This window comes from Amaricoccus sp. (assembly GCF_036846665.1).
In the GTDB taxonomy this organism is placed as follows: Bacteria; Pseudomonadota; Alphaproteobacteria; order Rhodobacterales; family Rhodobacteraceae; genus Amaricoccus.
Map to the genome: position 1 here is coordinate 1 of NZ_DAIUBO010000065.1, position 18400 is coordinate 18400.

Below are 18400 nucleotides of genomic sequence, written 5' to 3' on the forward strand. Positions count from 1 at the left end.
CCCTGGGAGGCCGGCGCTTTCGTCAGCCTCGCCCGGCTCCATGGCGTCGCGGTGGCGGCGGGGTCGTCCTTCGCCATCGGCGAGCCGCCGCGCCATCGCGGCGTGCGCATCTGCCTCGGCGCCGCCTCGGATGACGCGGTGGCGCGGGGTCTGGAAATCCTCGCGCGCCTCGCCCGCAACCGGCCGGAGCAGGATCTGCTCGCCGTCTGATCGCTGGCAGGCTCAATTGTAATGATTCAATAAAAAAATTGACATGCTTTTGTCGCCGTATATTTCTTGGGCAAATATCTGACCTCTGCGCTTCCGCCACCGACAGGGCCGGCTCCCTGCGCGTTGCCGCGCATGGCGGCCGTCGGAACGCGGGGAAACGGCCGAAAGACCCAAGATCCTACAGGGAGAAAAAAGGATGACCGGAAGAAAGAGCGAGATTCTCGGCGCCGTTTCCGCCGTGGCGATGCTGGCCGTCGCCACAGCGGCGCAGGCCGAGACCTGGCGCTACGCCACCGAGGAAGCGGCGGCGGCGGATGTGCAGAACGTCTTCGCCGAGAAGTTCAAGGAGGAGGTCGAGGCCAATTCGGATCACGTGATCCAGCTCTTCCCCTTCGGCACGCTCGGCGAATCCGACGACATCATGGAGCAGACCAAGGCCGGCATCCTGCAGTTCGTCGACCAGTCGCCGGGCTTCACCGGCGCGACCATCCCCGAGGCGCAGGTGTTTTTCGTGCCCTACCTGCTGCCGCAGAACAACGAGGATCTCGTCGAGTTCTTCCGGACTTCGGTGGCCATCAACGAGATGTTCCCCGAGCTCTACGCCCAGCAGGGGCTGGAGCTGCTGACCATGTTCCCCGAGGGCGAGGTCTGCATGACCACCCAGGAGCCGGTCCACAGCCCCGCCGATCTCGACGAGGTGAAGTTCCGGGTGATGACCAACCCGCTGCTGGTCCAGAGCTACGAGGCCTTCGGCGCGGTGCCGACGCCGCTGACCTGGGGCGAGGTCTACGGCGCGCTGCAGACCGGCATCATCCAGGGCCAGGAGAACCCGGGCTTCTTCCTGGATTCGACCAAGATCTACGAGGTGACCGACGTCATCACCTGCATCGGCCACAACAACTTCACCACGGCGGTGATGGCCAACAAGGCCTTCTACGACGGGCTGTCGGAGGAAGATCAGCAGGTGATCCAGAACGCGACCCAGGCGGCGTTCGACTACATCGTCGACTACCAGGCGACGCTCCAGGAGCAGGCGCTGGCGAACATCAAGGAAGCCAAGCCGGACATGGAGATCAACACCCTCGACGCGGCCGAGCGCCAGCCGTTCATGGATGCGGCCGCCGAGGTCGAGGCGACGTTCATCGAAATGACCGGCGACGGCGGCCAGGCGATCCTCGACCAGATGAAAGCCGACCTCGAGGCCGTCCAGTAGCCAGAAAATCGCAGCAGCGCGCCGCGGGCAGGTCTCGCGGCGCGCGCGGACCCGACCAGGCGAGGAGGCATCCTTGAGCGAGCCAACGCCGGCACCGACGTCCCGATCCGAGCGATCACGCTTGGAATCCACGTTGCCGGGTCCGCTCGGCGTGATCGACACCGCCATCGCCCACATCGAGTCGGTCATGCTGGCGGCCGGCGTGCTTCTGATGGCGCTCAATACCGTCGCGAACGTGGTCGGCCGGTTCGTGTTCCGGACCTCGATCTACTTCACCGAGGAGCTCAACAGCATCCTCATCGTCTGGATCACCTTCGCCGGCATCAGCTACGCCGCGCGCCACGGCCGGCATATCCGCATGTCGGCGATCTTCGATGCTTTGCCGCCGCCGGCGCGCAGGGCGATGATGATACTGATCGCTGCCGTAACCTCGGTCTTCATGTTCGGGCTCTGCTGGTATTCCATCGGCTACATCATCACCCTTGCAGGGCAGGGCCGGGTGCTGCCGGCCCTGCAGATCCCGGTCTGGTGGAGCTACGTGTGGGTGCCGGTCGGCTTCTTCATGACCGGGGTCCAGTACGCGCTTACCGCGGTGAAGAATGCGACCGACCCGGACCTCTGGCTCTCGACCCTGGTGCTCGAGGGCTACGAGGAAGACGAGACGGAGATCTGAGCCATGACCGCCACCGTAATGCTGACGATGGTCGCGCTGCTGTTGCTCGGGTTCCCGATGATGATTCCGCTCATCGTCGCCTCCTTCATCGGGTTCTTCGCCCTTTTCGGCGGCTTCGGCCAACTCGAGACCATGGTGCAGCAGATCCTGGCCGGCATCCGGCCCGCTTCGCTGATCGCGGTGCCGATGTTCATTTTCGCCGCCGACATCATGACCCGCGGCCAGTCTGCCGGGCGGCTGATCGACATGGTGATGGCCTTCGTCGGCCACGTGAAGGGCGGGCTCGCGGTCTCGACCGCGGCGGCCTGCACCATGTTCGGTGCGGTCTCGGGCTCGACGCAAGCCACGGTGGTGGCGGTGGGCTCGCCGCTGCGCCCGCGCATGCTCAAGGCGGGCTACAACGACAGCTTCATCCTGGCGCTGATCGTCAACTCGTCCGACATCGCCTTCCTGATCCCGCCGTCGATCGGCATGATCATCTACGGCGTGGTCTCCAACACCTCGATCGCCGAGCTGTTTATCGCCGGGATCGGGCCGGGGCTGCTGATCCTCGTCCTGTTCTCGGCCTACAGCATGTTCTATGCCGTCCGAAACAACGTGCCGACCGAGCCGAAGTCGACCTGGGGCGAGCGCGCCCGGGCGATCCGGCAGGCGCTCTGGCCCCTCGGATTCCCGTTGATCATCATCGGCGGCATCTACGGCGGCATCTTCAGCCCGACCGAGGCGGCAGCGGCCTGCGTGCTCTACGCGCTGGTACTCGAGCTCATCGTGTTCCGCTCGATGAACTTCGCCGACGTTTACGCCACCGCCAAGTCCACCGGGCTCATCACTGCGGTCGTTTTCATCCTCGTCGGTGCCGGGGCGGCGTTCTCCTGGGTGATCAGCTTTGCCCAGATCCCGCAGGCGATCCTCGGCGCGGTCGGGGTGTCGGAGATGGGCCCGATCGGGGTTCTGTTCGTGATCTCGATCGCGTTCTTCATCGGGTGCATGTTCGTCGATCCGATCGTGGTGATCCTGGTCATGGTGCCGATCTTCGCGCCGGTGGTGCAGTCGGTCGGGCTCGATCCAGTGCTGGTGGGCACGATCATCACGCTCCAGGTCGCGATCGGCTCGGCGACGCCGCCCTTCGGCTGCGACATCTTCACGGCCATCGCGGTCTTCAAGCGGCCCTATATCGAGGTGATCCGGGGCACGCCCCCCTTCATCATCATGCTGCTCGGCGTCTCGGTCGCGCTGATCTTCTTCCCGCAGATCGCGCTCTTCCTGCGCGACCTTGCCTTCGCCGATTGAACCCGGGAGGCGGTGCATGTTCACGCGGATCCTGATCCCCTTCGACGGGTCGCCGAGCAGCGCGGAGGCGGTCCGCAAGGGGGCGGCGCTGGCGATGCTCTGCGAGGCCGAGGTGCTGATCCTCACGGTCTTTCACCATCACAGCCTGCTCGAAGCGTCGCTGTCGGTGCGGCGCCCCGAGGACTCGGGAAATGTCGACGACGTGATGCGGGACCATGCCCGCGAGGTGGCCGAGGCGGGGCGCGCGCTCGCGCACGAGGCTGGTGCGAGCGGTGCCCGTGCCTTCGTCAAGGGCGGCCAGCCGGCGCGCAGCATCATCGCCTTCGCGCGCGAGCACGGGGTGGATCTGATCGTGATCGGCAGCAGGGGACTCGGCTCGATCGAAAGCTTCCTGCTGGGCAGCGTGTCGCACAAGGTGACCGGGCTCGCCGATTGCCCGGTCCTCGTCGTCTGATCCCGCGGATGGCGGAGCACGCAGAGGCAGCGACGGTCGAGATCGACGCGGCGCTTTCGTTCGTTCCGCCGGGACGGCCGCGCCGGCTGGGGCTGATCCTGCTCGCGACCGACCTGACGACCGAGCGCGACGTCGCAAGGCTCGTGCCGCCCGACTTGGCGGCGGTGCATGCGACACGGGTGTCCTATTCCAATCCGACGACGCCGGAGAACCTGCGCCGGATGGCGCCGTGGCTGGAAGCGGCGGCGGCGCTGCTGGCGCCGGGCGCGACGCTCGATGCGATCTGCTTCAGCTGCACTGCGGCCTCGGTGGTGATCGGCGACGGCGTCGTCAGCGCGGCGGTGGAGAGGGCGCGGCCGGGGGTGCCGGTGATCACGCCGATCGCCGCGGGCTGCGCCGCGCTGAAGGCGCTCGACGCCCGCCGCGTGGCCCTGCTCACGCCCTATCTGGCGGAGACCACGCGGCCGGTGGCGGCGCGTCTCGTGGCGGAGGGTTTCGAGGTGGTGCGGTCTTCCTGCCTGGGGCTCGAAGATGACCGGGAGATGGCCCGGCTGGAGCCCGCGAGCCTGATCGACGCGGCGGCGCTGGCTGACGATCCGCGGGCCGAGGCGCTCTTTGTCTCCTGCACCGCGCTGCCGGCGCTCGAAGCGGTGGCGGCGATCGAGGCGCGTCTGGGCAAGCCGGTGGTGACCTCGAATCAGGCGAGCATCTGGGCCATGCGCCGGGCCGCGGGGATCGGGGCAGTTCCGGGCGGATACGGCTCTCTCTTCGCGCGGACGGCCCGGGAAGGGTCGGGGCGATGAGCGCGGCGGTCGGACTGCCGGAGATCGAGGCGGCGCGGGCGCGCATCGCGGGGATGATCCGACCGACGCCGGTCGATCCCTCGCCGAGCCTCTCGGAACGGGCCGGGGTTCCGGTCTGGCTCAAGTTCGAGCATCTCCAGCACACTGGGAGCTTCAAGCTTCGCGGCGCGTCGAATGCCGTGGCGCGGCTCGACGAGGCGGCGCGGGCGGGCGGCGTGGCGGCGGCCTCGACCGGCAATCACGGCCGCGCGCTCGCCCATGCCGCACGCAGGGCCGGCGTGCGGGCGGTGATCTGCATGTCCGCGCTGGTGCCGCGCAACAAGGTCGAGGCGATCGAGGCCCTGGGCGCGGAGGCGCGGATCGTCGGGGCGAGCCAGGACGATGCGCAGGTGGAGGTCGACCGGCTGATCGCCGAGGAGGGCATGGTGTCGATCCCGCCCTTCGACCACAGGGACGTGATCGCGGGACAGGGTACGCTGGGCCTGGAGATGATCGAGGCGGTGCCCGAACTCGACACATTGGTCGTGCAATTGTCCGGCGGCGGGCTGATCGCCGGGATCGCGGCGGCGGTGAAGGCGCGTCGGCCGGCGGTGCGCGTCGTCGGCGTCTCGATGGCACGGGGCGCGGCGATGCAGGCGAGCCTCGCGGCGGGACGCCCGGTCCAGGTGGAGGAACTGCCGACGCTGGCCGATTCGCTCGGGGGCGGCATCGGGCTCGACAACCGCCATACCTTCGCCATGGTGCGTGACCTCGTCGACGAGGTGGTGCTGCTCGGCGAGCCGGAGATCGCCGCCGGCCTCCGGCATTGCTACTGGCAGGAGCGCCAGGTGGTCGAAGGCGCGGGTGGGGCGGGCGTGGCGGCGATGCTGGCGGGCAGGGTCGCGGCGCGGGGGCCGGTGATGCTGCTCCTGAGCGGCGGAAACATCGACATGAAATTGCACCACCGCATCGTCTCCGGCGAGGACGTGGATGTGGCCGTGGAGGAGGCGCCGTGCCCGGAATCCGGATCCTGACCGAACGCGACCTGCGCGGGCTCGTGCCGCTCGACCTCGCGGCGGTGGATTGCATCGAGGAGGGGTTCCGCGCGCTCAGCGGCGGGAAGGTGGTGATGCCGCCGATCCTGTCCATGGCCATCGCCGAGGCGAACGGCGAGGTCGATGTCAAGACCGCCTACGTGCCGGGGCTGCCGAGCTTCGCGCTGAAGGTCTCGCCGGGCTTCTTCGACAATCCCGCGCTGGGGCTTCCCTCGACATCCGGCCTGATGATCCTGTTCTCGGCGAAGACCGGGCAGGTCCAGTCGCTGCTGCTCGACAACGGCTATCTGACGGATGTGCGGACCGCGGCGGCGGGGGCGGTGGCGGCCCGGCATCTGGCGCGCGCGGATTCGGGCGTGGCGGCGATCCTCGGCAGCGGGTTGCAGGCGCGCATGCAGCTGCGGGCGCTGGCGCTGGTGCGGCCGATCCGCGAGGCGGTGTTCTGGGGGCGCGACGGGGAGAAGACTGCGGTGGTGGCCCGGGAGATGGCCGAAGCGCTCGGCATCGCGGCGCGGGCGGAGCGCGATCCGGCGGCGGCGGTGCGCGGGGCCGACGTGATCGTCACCACCACGCCCGCGAGGGCGCCGGTGCTGCGCGCCGACTGGCTGCGGCCGGGGCAGCATGTCACTGCCATGGGGTCGGACCAGCACGACAAGAACGAACTAGAGCCCGGCTGTCTCCTGCGGGCCGATCTCTACGTTCCCGACCGGCTCTCGCAGACCCGCGGCCTCGGAGAGTTGCGCAGCGCGATCGCCGCCGGGCTGGTCGCGGCGGATGCGGAATTCGCCGAACTGGGCGACATCGTGGCGGGCATGGCGGCGGGCCGCACCGGCCCGGAGGCGATCACCATCGCCGACCTGACCGGGACCGGCGTGCAGGACACCGCCATCGCGACCCTCGCCGCGGCGCGGGCCGAATCCGCCGGGGCGGGAAGCGATTTCGAAACCTGACGACGAGAGGGGGCCAGAGCATGGGCGATGTCCAGCTGCATTTCAGCCGAGAGGAATATGCGCAGCGGATCGCGCGTACCCGGGCCGCGATGGAAGCGAAGGGCGTGGATCTGATCCTCGTCTCCGACCCCTCGAATATGGCCTGGCTGACCGGCTACGACGGCTGGTCCTTCTATGTGCATCAATGCGTGCTGCTGGCGCTCGACGGCGAGCCGGTCTGGTTCGGCCGCGGGCAGGACGGCAACGGGGCGAAGCGGACCTGCTTCATGGAGCACGCGAACATCATCGGCTACCCGGACCACTACGTGCAATCGACCGAGCGGCACCCGATGGACTACCTCGCCGCGCGCATCGCGGAACGGGGCTGGGACCGCGGGCGGATCGGCGTCGAGATGGACAATTACTGGTTCTCCGCAGCGGCTTATGGGGCATTGCAGAAGCACTTGCCGAACGCGCGATTCGTCGACGTGACCGCGCTGGTCAACTGGCAGCGGGCGGTGAAGTCCGAGCGGGAGCTGGACTACATGCGCAAGGCCGCGCGCCTCGTGGAGCGGATGCATGCCCGGATCGCGGAGGTCGCGGAGCCGGGGCTGCGCAAATGCGACCTGGTGGCCGAGATCTACGATGCCGCCCTGCGCTACGACGAGGATCTCGGGGCGGGGGGCGATTATCCAGCCATCGTGCCGCTGCTTCCCTCGGGCGAGGATGCGGCGGCGCCGCATCTGACCTGGGACGACGCACCGATGCGGGCGGGCGAAGGCACCTTCTTCGAGATCGCCGGAGTCTATCGCCGCTACCATTGCCCGCTGTCGCGCACGGTCTTTCTCGGGCGCCCGCCGGCGCATTTCCGCGAGGCCGAGAAGGCGGTGCTGGAGGGCATGGATGCCGGGCTCGAGGTGGCGAAGGCGGGCAATCGCTGCGAGGACATCGCAAATGCCTTCTTCGCGGTCCTGAACCGCCACGGCATCGCCAAGGACAACCGGACCGGCTATCCGATCGGGCTCTCCTATCCGCCCGACTGGGGCGAGCGGACCATGTCGCTCCGGCCCGGCGACCGGACGGTGATGCAGGCGGGCATGACCTTCCATTTCATGACCGGGCTCTGGATGGAGGGCTGGGGCCTCGAGATCACCGAGAGCATCGTGATCGGCGACGAGGGGCCGGAATGCCTCGCCGACGTGCCGCGGCGGCTCACGGTCAAGGAGTAGCGTCATGCTGCAATCCCAGCCGATGCCGGTAAGCCCGATCGTGGCCGGCGTGCCATTCGACGAAGACGGCGTGCATCACGGCTTCCTGCGCATGCCCTACAGCCGGGACGACAGCGCCTGGGGCTCGGTGCTGATCCCGATCACGGTGGTGCGGAACGGCGAGGGACCGACGGCGCTCCTGACCGGGGCCAACCACGGCGACGAATACGAGGGGCCGGTAGCCCTGCAGGCCCTCGCGATGGAGCTGAAACCCGAAGAAGTCCGGGGCCGGGTAATCATCGTGCCCTTCATGAACGCGCCGGCCTTCCGGGCGGGGACGCGAACCTCGCCCATCGACCGGGGTAATCTCAATCGCAGTTTTCCAGGACGGGCGGACGGGACGCCAACCCAGAAGATCGCGGATTATTTCGCCTCGACGCTCGCGCCGATGGCCGATTTCGTCCTCGACTTCCATTCGGGAGGAAAGACGCTCGATTTCGTGCCCTTCGCCGCGGCGCACAGGCTCGACGCGAAGGTCCAGGAGGAAGCCTGCATCGACGCGATGCGGGCCTTCAACGCACCCTACTCGATGGTGCTTCTGGAGATCGACAACGTCGGCATGTTCGACACCACCGTCGAGGCGCTGGGCAAGGTCTTCGTCTCGACCGAGCTCGGGGGCGGTGGCACGGCCACGGCCCGGTCGATCGGGATCGCGAAGAAGGGTGTGCGCAACTTCCTGATTCATGCCGGCATCCACAAAGGCGATCCGGAGACCGCACCCAGCATCGACCTCGACATGCCCGACGGCGATTGCTTTGTCTTCGCCGAACATGACGGGCTGATCGAGCCGCTCGCCGATCTCGGCGCGCCGGTGGAGAAGGGCGCGGAGATCGCGCGGGTCTGGCCGGTCGAGCGGACCGGCCAGACGCCCGTGGTCTATCACGCGCGGCGCGCGGGCCTGCTGACGGCCCGGCATTTTCCCGGGCTGGTGAAATCCGGCGATTGCCTCGCGGTGACCGCGGTCGTGGTGGAATAGGCGCCGCCCACTTCTCGCACTCCGGGGTGACAAGCGCGCCCCGATCGGCAATATCTGCCGTCGCGGGTCCGGGGAGGCCAGGCGGGAGGATGGGATGCAGGAAGTCGGGCTGGTCGGTCTGGGGACGATGGGCGCGGCGCTGGCGCTCAACATCGCCGAAAAGGGATTTCGCGTCGCGGTGAACAACCGCACGACGTCGGTGATCGGGGAATTCGTCGCCGGCGCGGGGCCATTGGCGGAGCGGGTCGCGCCCTGCCCGACGCTCGCCGATCTCGCCGCCGCGCTCAAGACGCCGCGGGCGGTGATCCTGATGGTGCCGGCGGGCGAACCGGTCGATGCGATGATTGCGGCGCTGCGCGAGGTGCTGGGGCCCGACGACCTGATCATCGACGCGGGCAACGCCAATTTCCGCGACACGCGCCGGCGGGCGGCGGAGGCCGAGGCGGCGGGGCTGCCCTTCCTCGGCATCGGCGTCTCCGGCGGCGAGGAGGGGGCGCGGCACGGGCCCTCGATCATGGGCGGGGGGGCCAAGGCCGGCTGGGACCGGGTGGCGCCGGTGCTCGAGGCGATCTCGGCCAAGTTCGAGGGCACGCCCTGCGCCACCTGGATGGGACCCGACGGCGCGGGACATTTCGTCAAGACCGTGCACAACGGCATCGAATACGCCGACATGCAGATGATCGCCGAGGTCTACGGCATCATGCGCGACGGGCTGGGCATGACGGCGGGCGAGATCGGCGCGGTCTTCGCGCGCTGGAACGAGGGGCCGCTGGCCTCCTATCTGGTGGAGATCGCGGCCAAGGTCGCGGATACGGTGGATACGAAGACCGGCAAGCCGCTGCTCGACGTGATCCTCGACCGGGCCGGGCAGAAGGGCACGGGGCGCTGGACCGCAATCGAGGCGCAGCATCTCGCGGCACCCGTGACTGCGATCGAGGCGGCCGTGGCTGCGCGCAACCTCTCGGCACGGCTCGAGGAACGAAAGGCGGGCGAGGCGATCTTCGGCGCGGCGCCGGAGCGGATCACCGGCGATGCCGGGCTGGTTCCGGCGCTGGAGCAGGCGCTGCTGGCGGGAAAGATCGCGAGCTATGCCCAGGGCTTCGGGCTGCTCGTCGCGGCCTCGGGGGAATACGGCTGGGCGGTGCCGCTGCCGGAGGTGGCGAAGGTCTGGCGCGCGGGCTGCATCATCCGCTCGGCGATGCTCGACGACATGGCCCGGGCTCTGTCCGAGCATCCGGGCACGAACCTGATGTTCGCGCCGAGCTTCGCGGAGCGGATGAAGGCGAGCCATGGCGCGCTGCGCCGGGTGGTCTCGGTGGCGGCGCTCTCGGGCAATCCCGCGCCGGCGCTCGGAGCGGCGCTGGCCTATTTCGATGCGATGCGCACCGGCCGGGGCACCGCCAACATGATCCAGGGCCAGCGGGATTTCTTCGGGCTCCATTCCTTCGAGCGCATCGACGAAAGCGGCGGCCACCACGGGCCCTGGGCGCGCGGCTGAAGCCGTTTGCGGAAATGCGTTGCGCAGCTGGCGGCGCGGGGGCGCCGTGCCTTCCGGGGACCGGCCGCGCCTACAGCAGGGTTCCGAGCGCGACGAGGCCCGCGCCGACCGCTGCGCCGCCGAGGCCGTAGACCCAGCCCGGCGGGCGGCGGCGGTCGGGCGGCGGCGGCGGCGCGCTCGCCCGGATCAGCGCCGCCTCCGCCATGGCCGGCAGGCGGGGCCCGAAGCGCGACAGCACCCGGAGGGTGGCGGCGAGGTCGCGGGTGACCGCCGCCGGCCCGAGGTTGCGCGCGATATAGTCGGTGACGACAGGGCGCGAGGTCTCCCACATGTTCATCGAGGGGTCGAGGCTGCGGGCGACGCCTTCGACGACCACCATGGTCCGCTGGAGCAGGATGAGCTCGGTGCGGGTCTGCATGCCGAAGCGCTCGGTCACCTCGAAGAGATGCGCCAGCAGCCGGGCCATGGAGATGCGAGTGGCGTCCTGGCCGAAGATCGGCTCGCCGACCGAGCGCAGCGCCTGGGCGAAGGCCTCCATGTTGCGGTCGGGCGGCACGTAGCCGGCTTCGAAATGCACCTCAGCGACGCGGGCGAAGTCCTTGCGAAGAAAGCCGATGAGAATCTCGGCATAGACCCTGCGGGTATAGGCGTCGATGCGCCCCATGATGCCGAAGTCGAGCGCGACGATCGCGCAGTCGGGGCCGAGCTTGAGATTGCCCTGGTGCATGTCGGCGTGAAAAAAGCCGTCGCGCAGCGCGTGGCGCAGGAAGGACTGGATGATGCGCTCGGCGAGGCGCACGAGGTCGGTTCCCGATGCCTTGAGCGCTGTCACGTCGCCCATGTTGATGCCGGCCGCCCATTCGAGCGTCATGACGCGGCGGCCGGTCGCGGGCCAGACCACCGCCGGCACGCGGAAATCCGAATCCCGCTCGGTATTGGCGCGGAACTCTGCGGCGGCGGCGGCCTCCATGCGCAGGTCGAGCTCGCCCAGCACGACGCCCTCGAAATGCTCGATGACCGCGCGCGGGCGCAGCCGGCGGGTGAAGGGCGCCAGCGTCTCGATCATGCGCGCGGCGAAATAGAAGGCGTCGACGTCGCGCAGGAAGGCACGCTCGATTCCGGGCCGCAGCACCTTGACCGCCACGTCCTGTCCGGTCGCGCGCATGGTGGCGCGGTGGACCTGTGCCAGCGAGGCGGCGGCGATGGGTTCGGAGAAGTCGGAGAAGACGGCATCGACCGGCTGGCCGAGTTCGCGGGCAACGGCGGCGCGGGCTTCGTCGAGCGGAAAGGGCGGCAGCTTGTCCTGAAGCACGGTGAGCTGGCTCGCCAGGTCGTGGCCGACCACGTCGGGACGCGTCGAGAGCAGCTGGCCGAACTTGATGTAGGCCGGACCGAGCGCGGTCAGCGCGCGAAGGATAGGTGGCTGTGTCGGGTCGCCGGTGTAGCCGAGCCACTGGAAGGGCCAGCCGAGAACGCGCGCTGCGATGCGCAGCGAGGGCGGCGCGTCCATGGCTTCGAGCACCAGCCGCATGGCGCCGGTGCGCTCGAAGGTCGCGCCGGTGCGGATCAGCCGCCAGAGATTGTGCGGGCCGCGCAAGTCAGAGCTTCCAGCCGGAATGCAGCGCGGCGACGCCCATGGAGAGATTGCGCCAGGCGACGTTCCCGAAGCCCGCGCGGCGGATCATCTCCGCGAAGGGCTCCTGGGCGGGAAAGCGTCGGATCGACTCGACGAGGTACTGGTAGCTGGCGCGGTCTCCGACAATGGTTTGGCCCAGGGCGGGGATCACGTTGAAGGAATAGCGGTCGTAAAGCCAGCGCAGCCCCTCGACCGGCACGCGGCTGAACTCGAGCGCGAGGAAGCGCCCGCCGGGGCGCAGCACCCGGAAGGCCTCGGCGAGCGCGTCCTCGATCCGCGTCACGTTGCGGATGCCGAAGGAGATCGTATAGGCGTCGAAGCGCGAATCGGGGAACGGCAGCTGCATCGCGTCGCCCGCGATCCAGTCGATGCGCCCGGCGCGGCCGGCCTTCTCCGCACGGGCCCGGCCCTCGGCCAGCATGCTCTCGGTCATGTCGAGGACCGTGACATGGCCGCGATCCTTCACGCGGTCGAGGAAGCGGAAGGCGATGTCGCCGGTGCCGCCGGCCACGTCGAGCAGCTCCATGTCCGGCCGGGGTGCGAGCCAGTCCAGCGCCGCCTGCTTCCAGAGGCGGTGGATGCCGAGGCTCATGGCGTCGTTCATGATGTCGTAGCGCGTGGCGACGGAAGTGAAGACGCCGTGCACGCGGCCGGCCTTGTCGGCCTCGGGGATGGTCTCGAAGCCGAAATGGGTGGTCGGCGCCTCGGGGTCCGTCATGGTGGAGCGGTCTTTCTGTCGGTCGAGCCAATGCTTATAAGGCGGGACCGGCGGGTTACAACCGTCACGCCGGCCGGAGGGGACTTGCCGGAACTGCCCGAGGTCGAAACCGTGCGGCGCGGACTGGCGCCGGTGCTTGAGGGAAACCGCATCCTGCGGGCGGATGTCCGGCGGCCGGATCTGCGCTGGCCGTTTCCGCCGCGCATGGCCGAGCGGCTGGAGGGCGCGCGGGTCGAGCGGCTCGGGCGGCGGTCGAAATACCTGCTGGCCGATCTCGATTCGCGCGAGACGCTGATCGTGCATCTCGGCATGTCCGGCCGGTGGCTGGTGTCGGGCGTGCGGCTCGGCGTCTTCCACCACGCGCTCGCCGCGCCGGAGAAGCACGATCACGTGATCCTCGACATCGAGGGCGGCGGGCGGCTGACCTTCAACGACGCGCGGCGGTTCGGGGCGATGGATCTCTGGCCGACGCAAGACCTCGAGGCGCACCGGCTGCTGGCGGTGCTGGGGCCGGAGCCGCTGGGAAACGCCTTCGACGGGCGGTATCTCGCCGAACGGCTGGCCGGGCGGAAGACGCCGGTCAAGGCGGTGCTGCTCGACCAGCGGGTCGTGGCGGGGCTCGGGAACATCTATGTCTGCGAGGCGCTGTGGCGGGCCGGGATCTCGCCGCTGGCGCCGGCGCGCGATGTCGATGCGGCGGCCGCCGAGCGGCTGGCCGTGGCGATCCGCCTGGTGCTCGAAGCGGCGATCGCGGCGGGCGGCTCGTCCTTGCGCGACTATCGCCAGGCGGACGGCGAGCTGGGATATTTCCAGCATTCCTTCGCGGTCTACGGCCGGGAGGGCGCGGCCTGCGCCCGGCCGGGCTGCGGCGGCCTTGTCGCGCGGGCGGTCCAGGGGGGGCGCTCGAGCTACTTCTGTCCGCGCTGCCAGCGGCGGGCTTGATCGCGGGCGCCGCCTGCGATTACCGTCCCGGCGAACCATCCTGCGAGGAGAGCGACCGTGGCCTATGAAACGCTGGTCGTCGAGACCGGGGACCATATCGGCGAAATCCGTCTCGACCGGCCCGATGCGATGAACGCGCTCAATGCCGAGCTTCTGCGCGAGCTCGCCGCGGCCATCGGCGAACTGGACGCCTCGCACCGTGTCCGGGCGATCATCGTCACCGGATCCGACAAGGCCTTCGCCGCCGGCGCGGACATCAAGGAGATGGCCGACAAGTCCTTCGTGGACATGATGCTCGACGATTATTTCACCGGACCGACGGAAGCCATCATGGCCTGCCGCAAGCCGATCATCGCCGCGGTGGCGGGCTATTGCCTCGGCGGCGGATGCGAGCTGGCGATGCTCTGCGATTTCATCATCGCCGCCGACACGGCGAAGTTCGGCCAGCCGGAGGTCAACCTGGGCGTGATCCCCGGACTCGGCGGTACCCAACGGCTGGTGCGCTCGATCGGCAAGTCGAAGGCGATGGAGATGTGCCTGACCGGGCGCTTCATGGATGCCGAGGAGGCCGAGCGTGCGGGGCTGGTCAGCCGGGTGGTGCCGGCCAAGGATCTGATGCAGGAAGCCCGCGCCACAGCCGCGAAGATCGCGGAGAAATCGCCGCTGGCGGTGCGCGCGGCCAAGGAGAGCGTGAACCGCAGCTTCGAGACCACGCTGCGCGAGGGGCTGCTGTTCGAGCGCCGGCTCTTCGATGCGCTCTTCGCCACCGAGGACCAGGCCGAGGGCATGGCGGCCTTCCTGGAGAAGCGCTCCCCGCAGTTCCGCGGGAAATAGCGCGGCGCGGCGGCGGAATGGTCTGTTGACTCGCCGCGTCGCTCCGCGTAGAGGGGCGCTTCGAAATTCCCGTGACCGAAGAGACGGATCCGCGACATGGCAAATTCGCCGTCATCCAAGAAACGCGCGCGCCAGACCGAGCGCCGCACCGCAGTGAACAAGGCGCGTCGCTCCCGCATGCGGACCTTCGTGCGCAAGGTCGAGGAAGCGCTTTCCTCGGGCGATCAGGCTGCCGCCGCCGAGGCGCTGCGCCTGGCCCAGCCCGAGATCATGCGCTCGGTGAGCAAGGGCATCCTGCACAAGCGGACTGCCAGCCGGAAGGTCTCCAGGCTCGCGGGACGGGTGAAGGCCCTGGGCGCCTGAGGGCAGGCGGCCAACCGCCTCGCGCATAGGGCGCGCCCTTCGGGGCGCGTTTTTTTTCGCATGCTTTCCCGGATGTTCCGCCTTCGGTCCAGTTGTCGCATGCGGGTCACTTGGCTATCCTTGCGGCCACGGATCGAATCCCGTTCGACCGCGACCCCTAGTAGAACTAAGTCGTTTTCCGAGTACCCTGAGTATTTTTTGCCACAGGGCCGTCGCATCTGAACATGATTGCTGGATGAACTTTGCGACGGGCCTTCGGGTCGAAGAAGATCGGACGAGCGTTTAGATTCCACGAATCGATCGAATCCGCACCGGACCGGCTTTCGGTTAAGCGGATCAGAATATGATGGGGAGAGACGACGATGCGGCGGGCGGCGCGGGTTTCGGATTCGATGTGCCGGGTCTTCAGGAGCCGGCCCTCGCGATGCGGGGCCGCGACCGGATCCGGCGCCCGCGCGGTCACGTTCGTGCCGCCTCGCTCGGCATCAGAGGAGGCGAGATGACCCGGCCGGCCGCGATGCGAGACCTGGAGTCACCTGCCGATACCTGGGGCCGGCTCCGGGGAGCCATGCAGGGCCAGATCGGCAAGGATCCCTACAAGAACTGGATCGATCCGCTGGTCTTTCTCGGCGCGGAGAACGGGGTTGCGCAATTCGCGGCGCCGACCAGCTTCGTCGGGACCTGGGTGTCGCGCAACTACGGCGAGGCGATCCGGCAATTGCTGGTCAAGGACGGGATCCCGGCGAGCCGGCTCTCGTTCTGCGTGCAGGCCCCGGAGGCGCCGGCCGTCGCCGTCGAGGTCCCGCCGGCCGCGGCCGCGGTGGGCGTGGAAGCCCCGCAGGCGGCGGAGAGCGATCTGCCGACCTCGCCGCTCGACACGCGCTTCACCTTCGAGAATTTCGTGGTGGGCAAGCCGAACGAGCTCGCCCATGCCGCCGCGCGCCGCGTGGCCGAGGGCGGCCAGGTGACCTTCAACCCGCTCTTCCTCTACGGCGGGGTGGGGCTCGGCAAGACGCATCTGATGCATGCCATCGCCCACGAGGTGCGGCGGACGCGCTGCGATGCCCGGGTGCTCTATCTCTCCGCCGAGCAGTTCATGTACCGCTTCGTGGTGGCGCTGCGACAGAAGGACATGCAGGGCTTCAAGGAGATCTTCCGCTCGGTCGACATGCTGATGGTCGACGACGTGCAGTTCATCTCCGGCAAGGAATCGACCCAGTCCGAGTTCTTCCACACCTTCAACGTGCTGATCGACCAGCAGAAGCAGATCGTGATTTCCGCCGACCGGGCACCGGGCGAGATCGAGGGGCTCGAGGAGCGCATCAAGTCGCGGCTGCAATGGGGCCTCGTCGTCGACCTGCACCCAACCGACTACGAATTGCGGCTTGGCATCCTGCAGTCCAAGGCCGAGACGCATCTGGCGCAGAATCCCGGCGTGACCGTGGGCCCGGGCGTGCTGGAATTCCTCGCGCACCGCATCTCGTCGAACGTGCGGGTGCTGGAGGGCGCGTTGACGCGGCTCTTCGCCTTCGCGAGCCTCGTGGGGCGCGAGATCAATCTCGACATGGCGCAGGAATGCCTCGCCGATATCCTGCGCGCCTCCGAGCGCAAGGTCACCATCGACGAGATCATCCGCAAGGTCGCCGACCATTATACCCTGCGGATCTCGGATCTGATGTCGGCGCGGCGTGCCCGGGCGGTCGCCAGGCCCCGCCAGGTGGCGATGTATCTCGCCAAGACCCTGACCACGCGCAGCCTGCCCGACATCGGGCGCCGCTTCGGCGGGCGGGACCACACCACGGTCATTCACGCGATCCGCAAGATCGAGGAGCTCAAGGTGAGCGACGCCCAGATCGCGGAGGACGTGGAACTGCTGCGGCGGATGCTGGAGGCCTGAAGCCGGCTCGGCTCCGCCGGCGTGGTGAGTTCGAAGGGGCTTCCCGCGGCGCTTGCCCTTTCCCGGTAATCCGGTAACGTGCCGTTCCGCGCAACCGCAACGGGACCGTGCGCCCGGATCTCTAACGGTGGATGTCATGAAACTCAGCATGGAGCGTAGCGCCCTTCTCCGGGCCATGAGCCGGGCGCAATCGGTCGTGGAGCGGCGCAATACCATTCCGATCCTCGGCAACGTGCTGATCGAGGCCGAGGGCGAGCAGGTGAGCTTCCGCGCCACCGATCTCGACATCGAGGTCGTCGACCGGGCGCGGGCCATGGTCGGCCAGGCCGGCGCGACCACCGTCTCGGCGCATACGCTCCACGAGATCGTGCGCAAGCTCCCCGACGGGGCCATGGTGGAACTGAGTGACGACGGCATCTCCGGCCGGCTCGAAGTGCGGGCGGGGCGGTCGCATTTCAGCCTCGCGACCCTGCCGCGCGAGGATTTCCCGATCATGGCCTCGAGCGAATATTCCAGCAACTTCGCCTGTCCCTCGCCGGTGCTGCGGCGCCTGTTCGACAAGGCGAAATTCGCGATCTCGACCGAGGAGACGCGGTACTACCTCAACGGCGTCTACCTGCATGCGGCGACGGGGGTCGACGGTCCGGTGCTGCGCTGCGTGGCGACCGACGGGCACCGGCTGGCGCGCATCGACGCGGCGCTGCCCGAGGGGGCCGAGGGATTGCCGGGGGTGATCGTGCCGCGCAAGACCGTGGGCGAGCTGCGCAAGCTGCTCGACGACGACGAGATGGCCATCGCGGTCTCGGTGAGCGAGACCAAGGTGCGCTTCGCCACGCCGGAGGTCACCCTGACCTCGAAGGTCATCGACGGCACCTTCCCCGATTACGCGCGGGTGATCCCCACCGGCAATTCCCGGCGGCTCGAGGTCGATGCGGCGGAATTCGCCCAGGCCGTCGACCGCGTGGCGACGGTGTCCTCGGAGCGGTCACGGGCGGTGAAGATGGCGATCGAGGAGGACCGGCTGGTGCTCAGCGTCAACGCGCCCGACACCGGTGCCGCGGACGAGGAGCTGGCGGTGGCCTATGCCGACGAACGGCTCGAGATCGGCTTCAATGCCAAGTACCTCCTGGAGATCGCCGGACAGGTGGACCGGGAGAACGCGGTCTTCATGTTCAATTCCGCCGGCGATCCGACGCTGATGCGCGAGGGCAACGACGAATCCGCCGTCTATGTCGTGATGCCCATGCGGGTCTGAACCGGGATGGCGGCCGGCCTGGCCGTCACCCGGCTGCGATTATCGCATTTCCGTTCGCATCGGGGCGCGGATCTCGTGTTCGACGGGCGCCCGGTGGCGGTCTTCGGGCCGAACGGTGCGGGCAAGACCAACCTGATCGAAGCGATCTCGCTGCTGTCGCCCGGGCGTGGGCTGCGCATGGCGGCGCCGGAAGACCTCGCCCGCAGGCCGGAGCGGCTGGGCTGGAAGGTGGTCGCCCGGGTTCTCGCCCCCGATGGCCTGCACGAGGTCGAGACCTGGTCGGAGGGGGAGCGGCGGCAGGTCGTCATCGATGGCAAGCAGGCACCGCAGGCGGCGCTGGCGCGCCTCCTGCGGCTCTTGTGGCTGACGCCCTCGATGGACCGGCTGTGGATGGAAGCGGCGGGCGG

19 protein-coding genes are annotated in these 18400 nt (G+C 68.9%); 17 read left to right on the forward strand and 2 right to left on the reverse strand.

All coding sequences use genetic code 11. The features are described from left to right. From V7050_RS08370 to gndA, 11 genes are all read left to right on the forward strand, one after another. Positions 1 to 210 (forward strand): hypothetical protein (locus V7050_RS08370; RefSeq protein WP_442885686.1); only part of this gene is annotated, 210 nt, incomplete at its 5' end. Between the two features lie 196 nt (positions 211 to 406). Next, entirely contained in the window at positions 407 to 1423 is a 1017-nt protein-coding gene (gene dctP, locus V7050_RS08375; protein ID WP_324368551.1) for a TRAP transporter substrate-binding protein DctP, read from the forward strand. Between the two features lie 73 nt (positions 1424 to 1496). After that, on the forward strand, positions 1497 to 2096 hold the full coding sequence (locus tag V7050_RS08380; RefSeq protein ID WP_324368553.1) for a TRAP transporter small permease: 600 nt from the start codon (positions 1497 to 1499) through the stop codon (positions 2094 to 2096). A 3-nt stretch (positions 2097 to 2099) separates the two neighbouring features. Beyond that, entirely contained in the window at positions 2100 to 3386 is a 1287-nt protein-coding gene (locus V7050_RS08385) for a TRAP transporter large permease (RefSeq protein WP_324368555.1), read from the forward strand. Between the two features lie 16 nt (positions 3387 to 3402). Next, on the forward strand, positions 3403 to 3840 hold the full coding sequence (locus V7050_RS08390) for a universal stress protein (RefSeq protein WP_324368557.1): 438 nt from the start codon (positions 3403 to 3405) through the stop codon (positions 3838 to 3840). Positions 3841 to 3848: 8 nt separating this feature from the next. Next, complete coding sequence (locus V7050_RS08395; RefSeq protein WP_324368559.1) at positions 3849 to 4643, forward strand: ectoine utilization protein EutA; 795 nt, start codon at positions 3849 to 3851, stop codon at positions 4641 to 4643. Continuing rightward, positions 4640 to 5656, forward strand: coding sequence for a hydroxyectoine utilization dehydratase EutB (gene eutB, locus V7050_RS08400; RefSeq protein WP_324374290.1), 1017 nt, complete (start codon positions 4640 to 4642; stop codon positions 5654 to 5656). The genes V7050_RS08395 and eutB overlap by 4 nt, the downstream gene beginning before the upstream one ends. Beyond that, entirely contained in the window at positions 5635 to 6627 is a 993-nt protein-coding gene (gene eutC / locus V7050_RS08405; protein WP_324369116.1) for an ectoine utilization protein EutC, read from the forward strand. Before eutB ends, eutC begins: the two co-directional genes overlap by 22 nt. Positions 6628 to 6647: 20 nt before the next feature. Further along, the gene (gene doeA / locus V7050_RS08410; protein ID WP_324369114.1) at positions 6648 to 7835 is read left to right on the forward strand and encodes an ectoine hydrolase DoeA; all 1188 of its coding nucleotides are present in this window, start codon (positions 6648 to 6650) and stop codon (positions 7833 to 7835) included. Between the two features lie 22 nt (positions 7836 to 7857). Then, the gene (gene doeB, locus V7050_RS08415; RefSeq protein WP_442885403.1) at positions 7858 to 8850 is read left to right on the forward strand and encodes a N(2)-acetyl-L-2,4-diaminobutanoate deacetylase DoeB; all 993 of its coding nucleotides are present in this window, start codon (positions 7858 to 7860) and stop codon (positions 8848 to 8850) included. A gap of 94 nt (positions 8851 to 8944) precedes the next feature. Then, entirely contained in the window at positions 8945 to 10348 is a 1404-nt protein-coding gene (gene gndA, locus V7050_RS08420; RefSeq protein WP_324369110.1) for an NADP-dependent phosphogluconate dehydrogenase, read from the forward strand. 70 nt (positions 10349 to 10418) lie between these two features. Here gndA and ubiB read toward each other — a convergent pair whose 3' ends face one another. Both ubiB and ubiE read right to left on the reverse strand, forming a co-directional pair. Further along, positions 10419 to 11945, reverse strand: coding sequence for a 2-polyprenylphenol 6-hydroxylase (ubiB, locus tag V7050_RS08425; protein ID WP_324369108.1), 1527 nt, complete (start codon positions 11943 to 11945; stop codon positions 10419 to 10421). A 1-nt stretch (position 11946) separates the two neighbouring features. Beyond that, entirely contained in the window at positions 11947 to 12702 is a 756-nt protein-coding gene (gene ubiE, locus V7050_RS08430; protein WP_324369106.1) for a bifunctional demethylmenaquinone methyltransferase/2-methoxy-6-polyprenyl-1,4-benzoquinol methylase UbiE, read from the reverse strand. Positions 12703 to 12786: 84 nt separating this feature from the next. Between ubiE and mutM the strand changes: the two genes are divergently transcribed. The 6 genes from mutM to V7050_RS08460 all read left to right on the forward strand — a co-directional run. Continuing rightward, positions 12787 to 13644: a bifunctional DNA-formamidopyrimidine glycosylase/DNA-(apurinic or apyrimidinic site) lyase gene (mutM, locus tag V7050_RS08435; protein WP_324369104.1), complete on the forward strand. Its 858-nt coding sequence runs from the start codon at positions 12787 to 12789 to the stop codon at positions 13642 to 13644. Positions 13645 to 13701: 57 nt separating this feature from the next. Next, entirely contained in the window at positions 13702 to 14478 is a 777-nt protein-coding gene (locus V7050_RS08440) for an enoyl-CoA hydratase (protein WP_324369102.1), read from the forward strand. Between the two features lie 96 nt (positions 14479 to 14574). After that, the gene (gene rpsT / locus V7050_RS08445; protein WP_324374288.1) at positions 14575 to 14841 is read left to right on the forward strand and encodes a 30S ribosomal protein S20; all 267 of its coding nucleotides are present in this window, start codon (positions 14575 to 14577) and stop codon (positions 14839 to 14841) included. A 499-nt stretch (positions 14842 to 15340) separates the two neighbouring features. After that, positions 15341 to 16738 carry a chromosomal replication initiator protein DnaA gene (gene dnaA / locus V7050_RS08450; protein ID WP_324366638.1) on the forward strand — a complete coding sequence of 466 codons (1398 nt, stop codon included), beginning with the start codon at positions 15341 to 15343 and terminating at the stop codon, positions 16736 to 16738. Positions 16739 to 16874: 136 nt separating this feature from the next. Beyond that, positions 16875 to 17993, forward strand: coding sequence for a DNA polymerase III subunit beta (gene dnaN, locus V7050_RS08455; RefSeq protein ID WP_324366640.1), 1119 nt, complete (start codon positions 16875 to 16877; stop codon positions 17991 to 17993). 6 nt (positions 17994 to 17999) lie between these two features. Further along, on the forward strand, positions 18000 to 18400 hold a 401-nt coding region (locus V7050_RS08460), incomplete at its 3' end, for an AAA family ATPase (protein WP_324410456.1).

Bases quoted from the DNA above. Each gene is read 5' to 3' on its own strand.
- dctP (WP_324368551.1), top strand. From the start codon at position 407: ATGACCGGAAGAAAGAGCGAGATTCTCGGCGCCGTTTCCGCCGTGGCG.
- V7050_RS08385 (WP_324368555.1), top strand. From the start codon at position 2,100: ATGACCGCCACCGTAATGCTGACGATGGTCGCGCTGCTGTTGCTCGGG.
- V7050_RS08390 (WP_324368557.1), top strand. From the start codon at position 3,403: ATGTTCACGCGGATCCTGATCCCCTTCGACGGGTCGCCGAGCAGCGCG.
- V7050_RS08395 (WP_324368559.1), top strand. From the start codon at position 3,849: ATGGCGGAGCACGCAGAGGCAGCGACGGTCGAGATCGACGCGGCGCTT.
- eutB (WP_324374290.1), top strand. From the start codon at position 4,640: ATGAGCGCGGCGGTCGGACTGCCGGAGATCGAGGCGGCGCGGGCGCGC.
- doeA (WP_324369114.1), top strand. From the start codon at position 6,648: ATGGGCGATGTCCAGCTGCATTTCAGCCGAGAGGAATATGCGCAGCGG.
- doeB (WP_442885403.1), top strand. From the start codon at position 7,858: ATGCCGGTAAGCCCGATCGTGGCCGGCGTGCCATTCGACGAAGACGGC.
- gndA (WP_324369110.1), top strand. From the start codon at position 8,945: ATGCAGGAAGTCGGGCTGGTCGGTCTGGGGACGATGGGCGCGGCGCTG.
- ubiE (WP_324369106.1), bottom strand. From the start codon at position 12,702: ATGACGGACCCCGAGGCGCCGACCACCCATTTCGGCTTCGAGACCATC.
- rpsT (WP_324374288.1), top strand. From the start codon at position 14,575: ATGGCAAATTCGCCGTCATCCAAGAAACGCGCGCGCCAGACCGAGCGC.
- dnaA (WP_324366638.1), top strand. From the start codon at position 15,341: ATGACCCGGCCGGCCGCGATGCGAGACCTGGAGTCACCTGCCGATACC.
- dnaN (WP_324366640.1), top strand. From the start codon at position 16,875: ATGAAACTCAGCATGGAGCGTAGCGCCCTTCTCCGGGCCATGAGCCGG.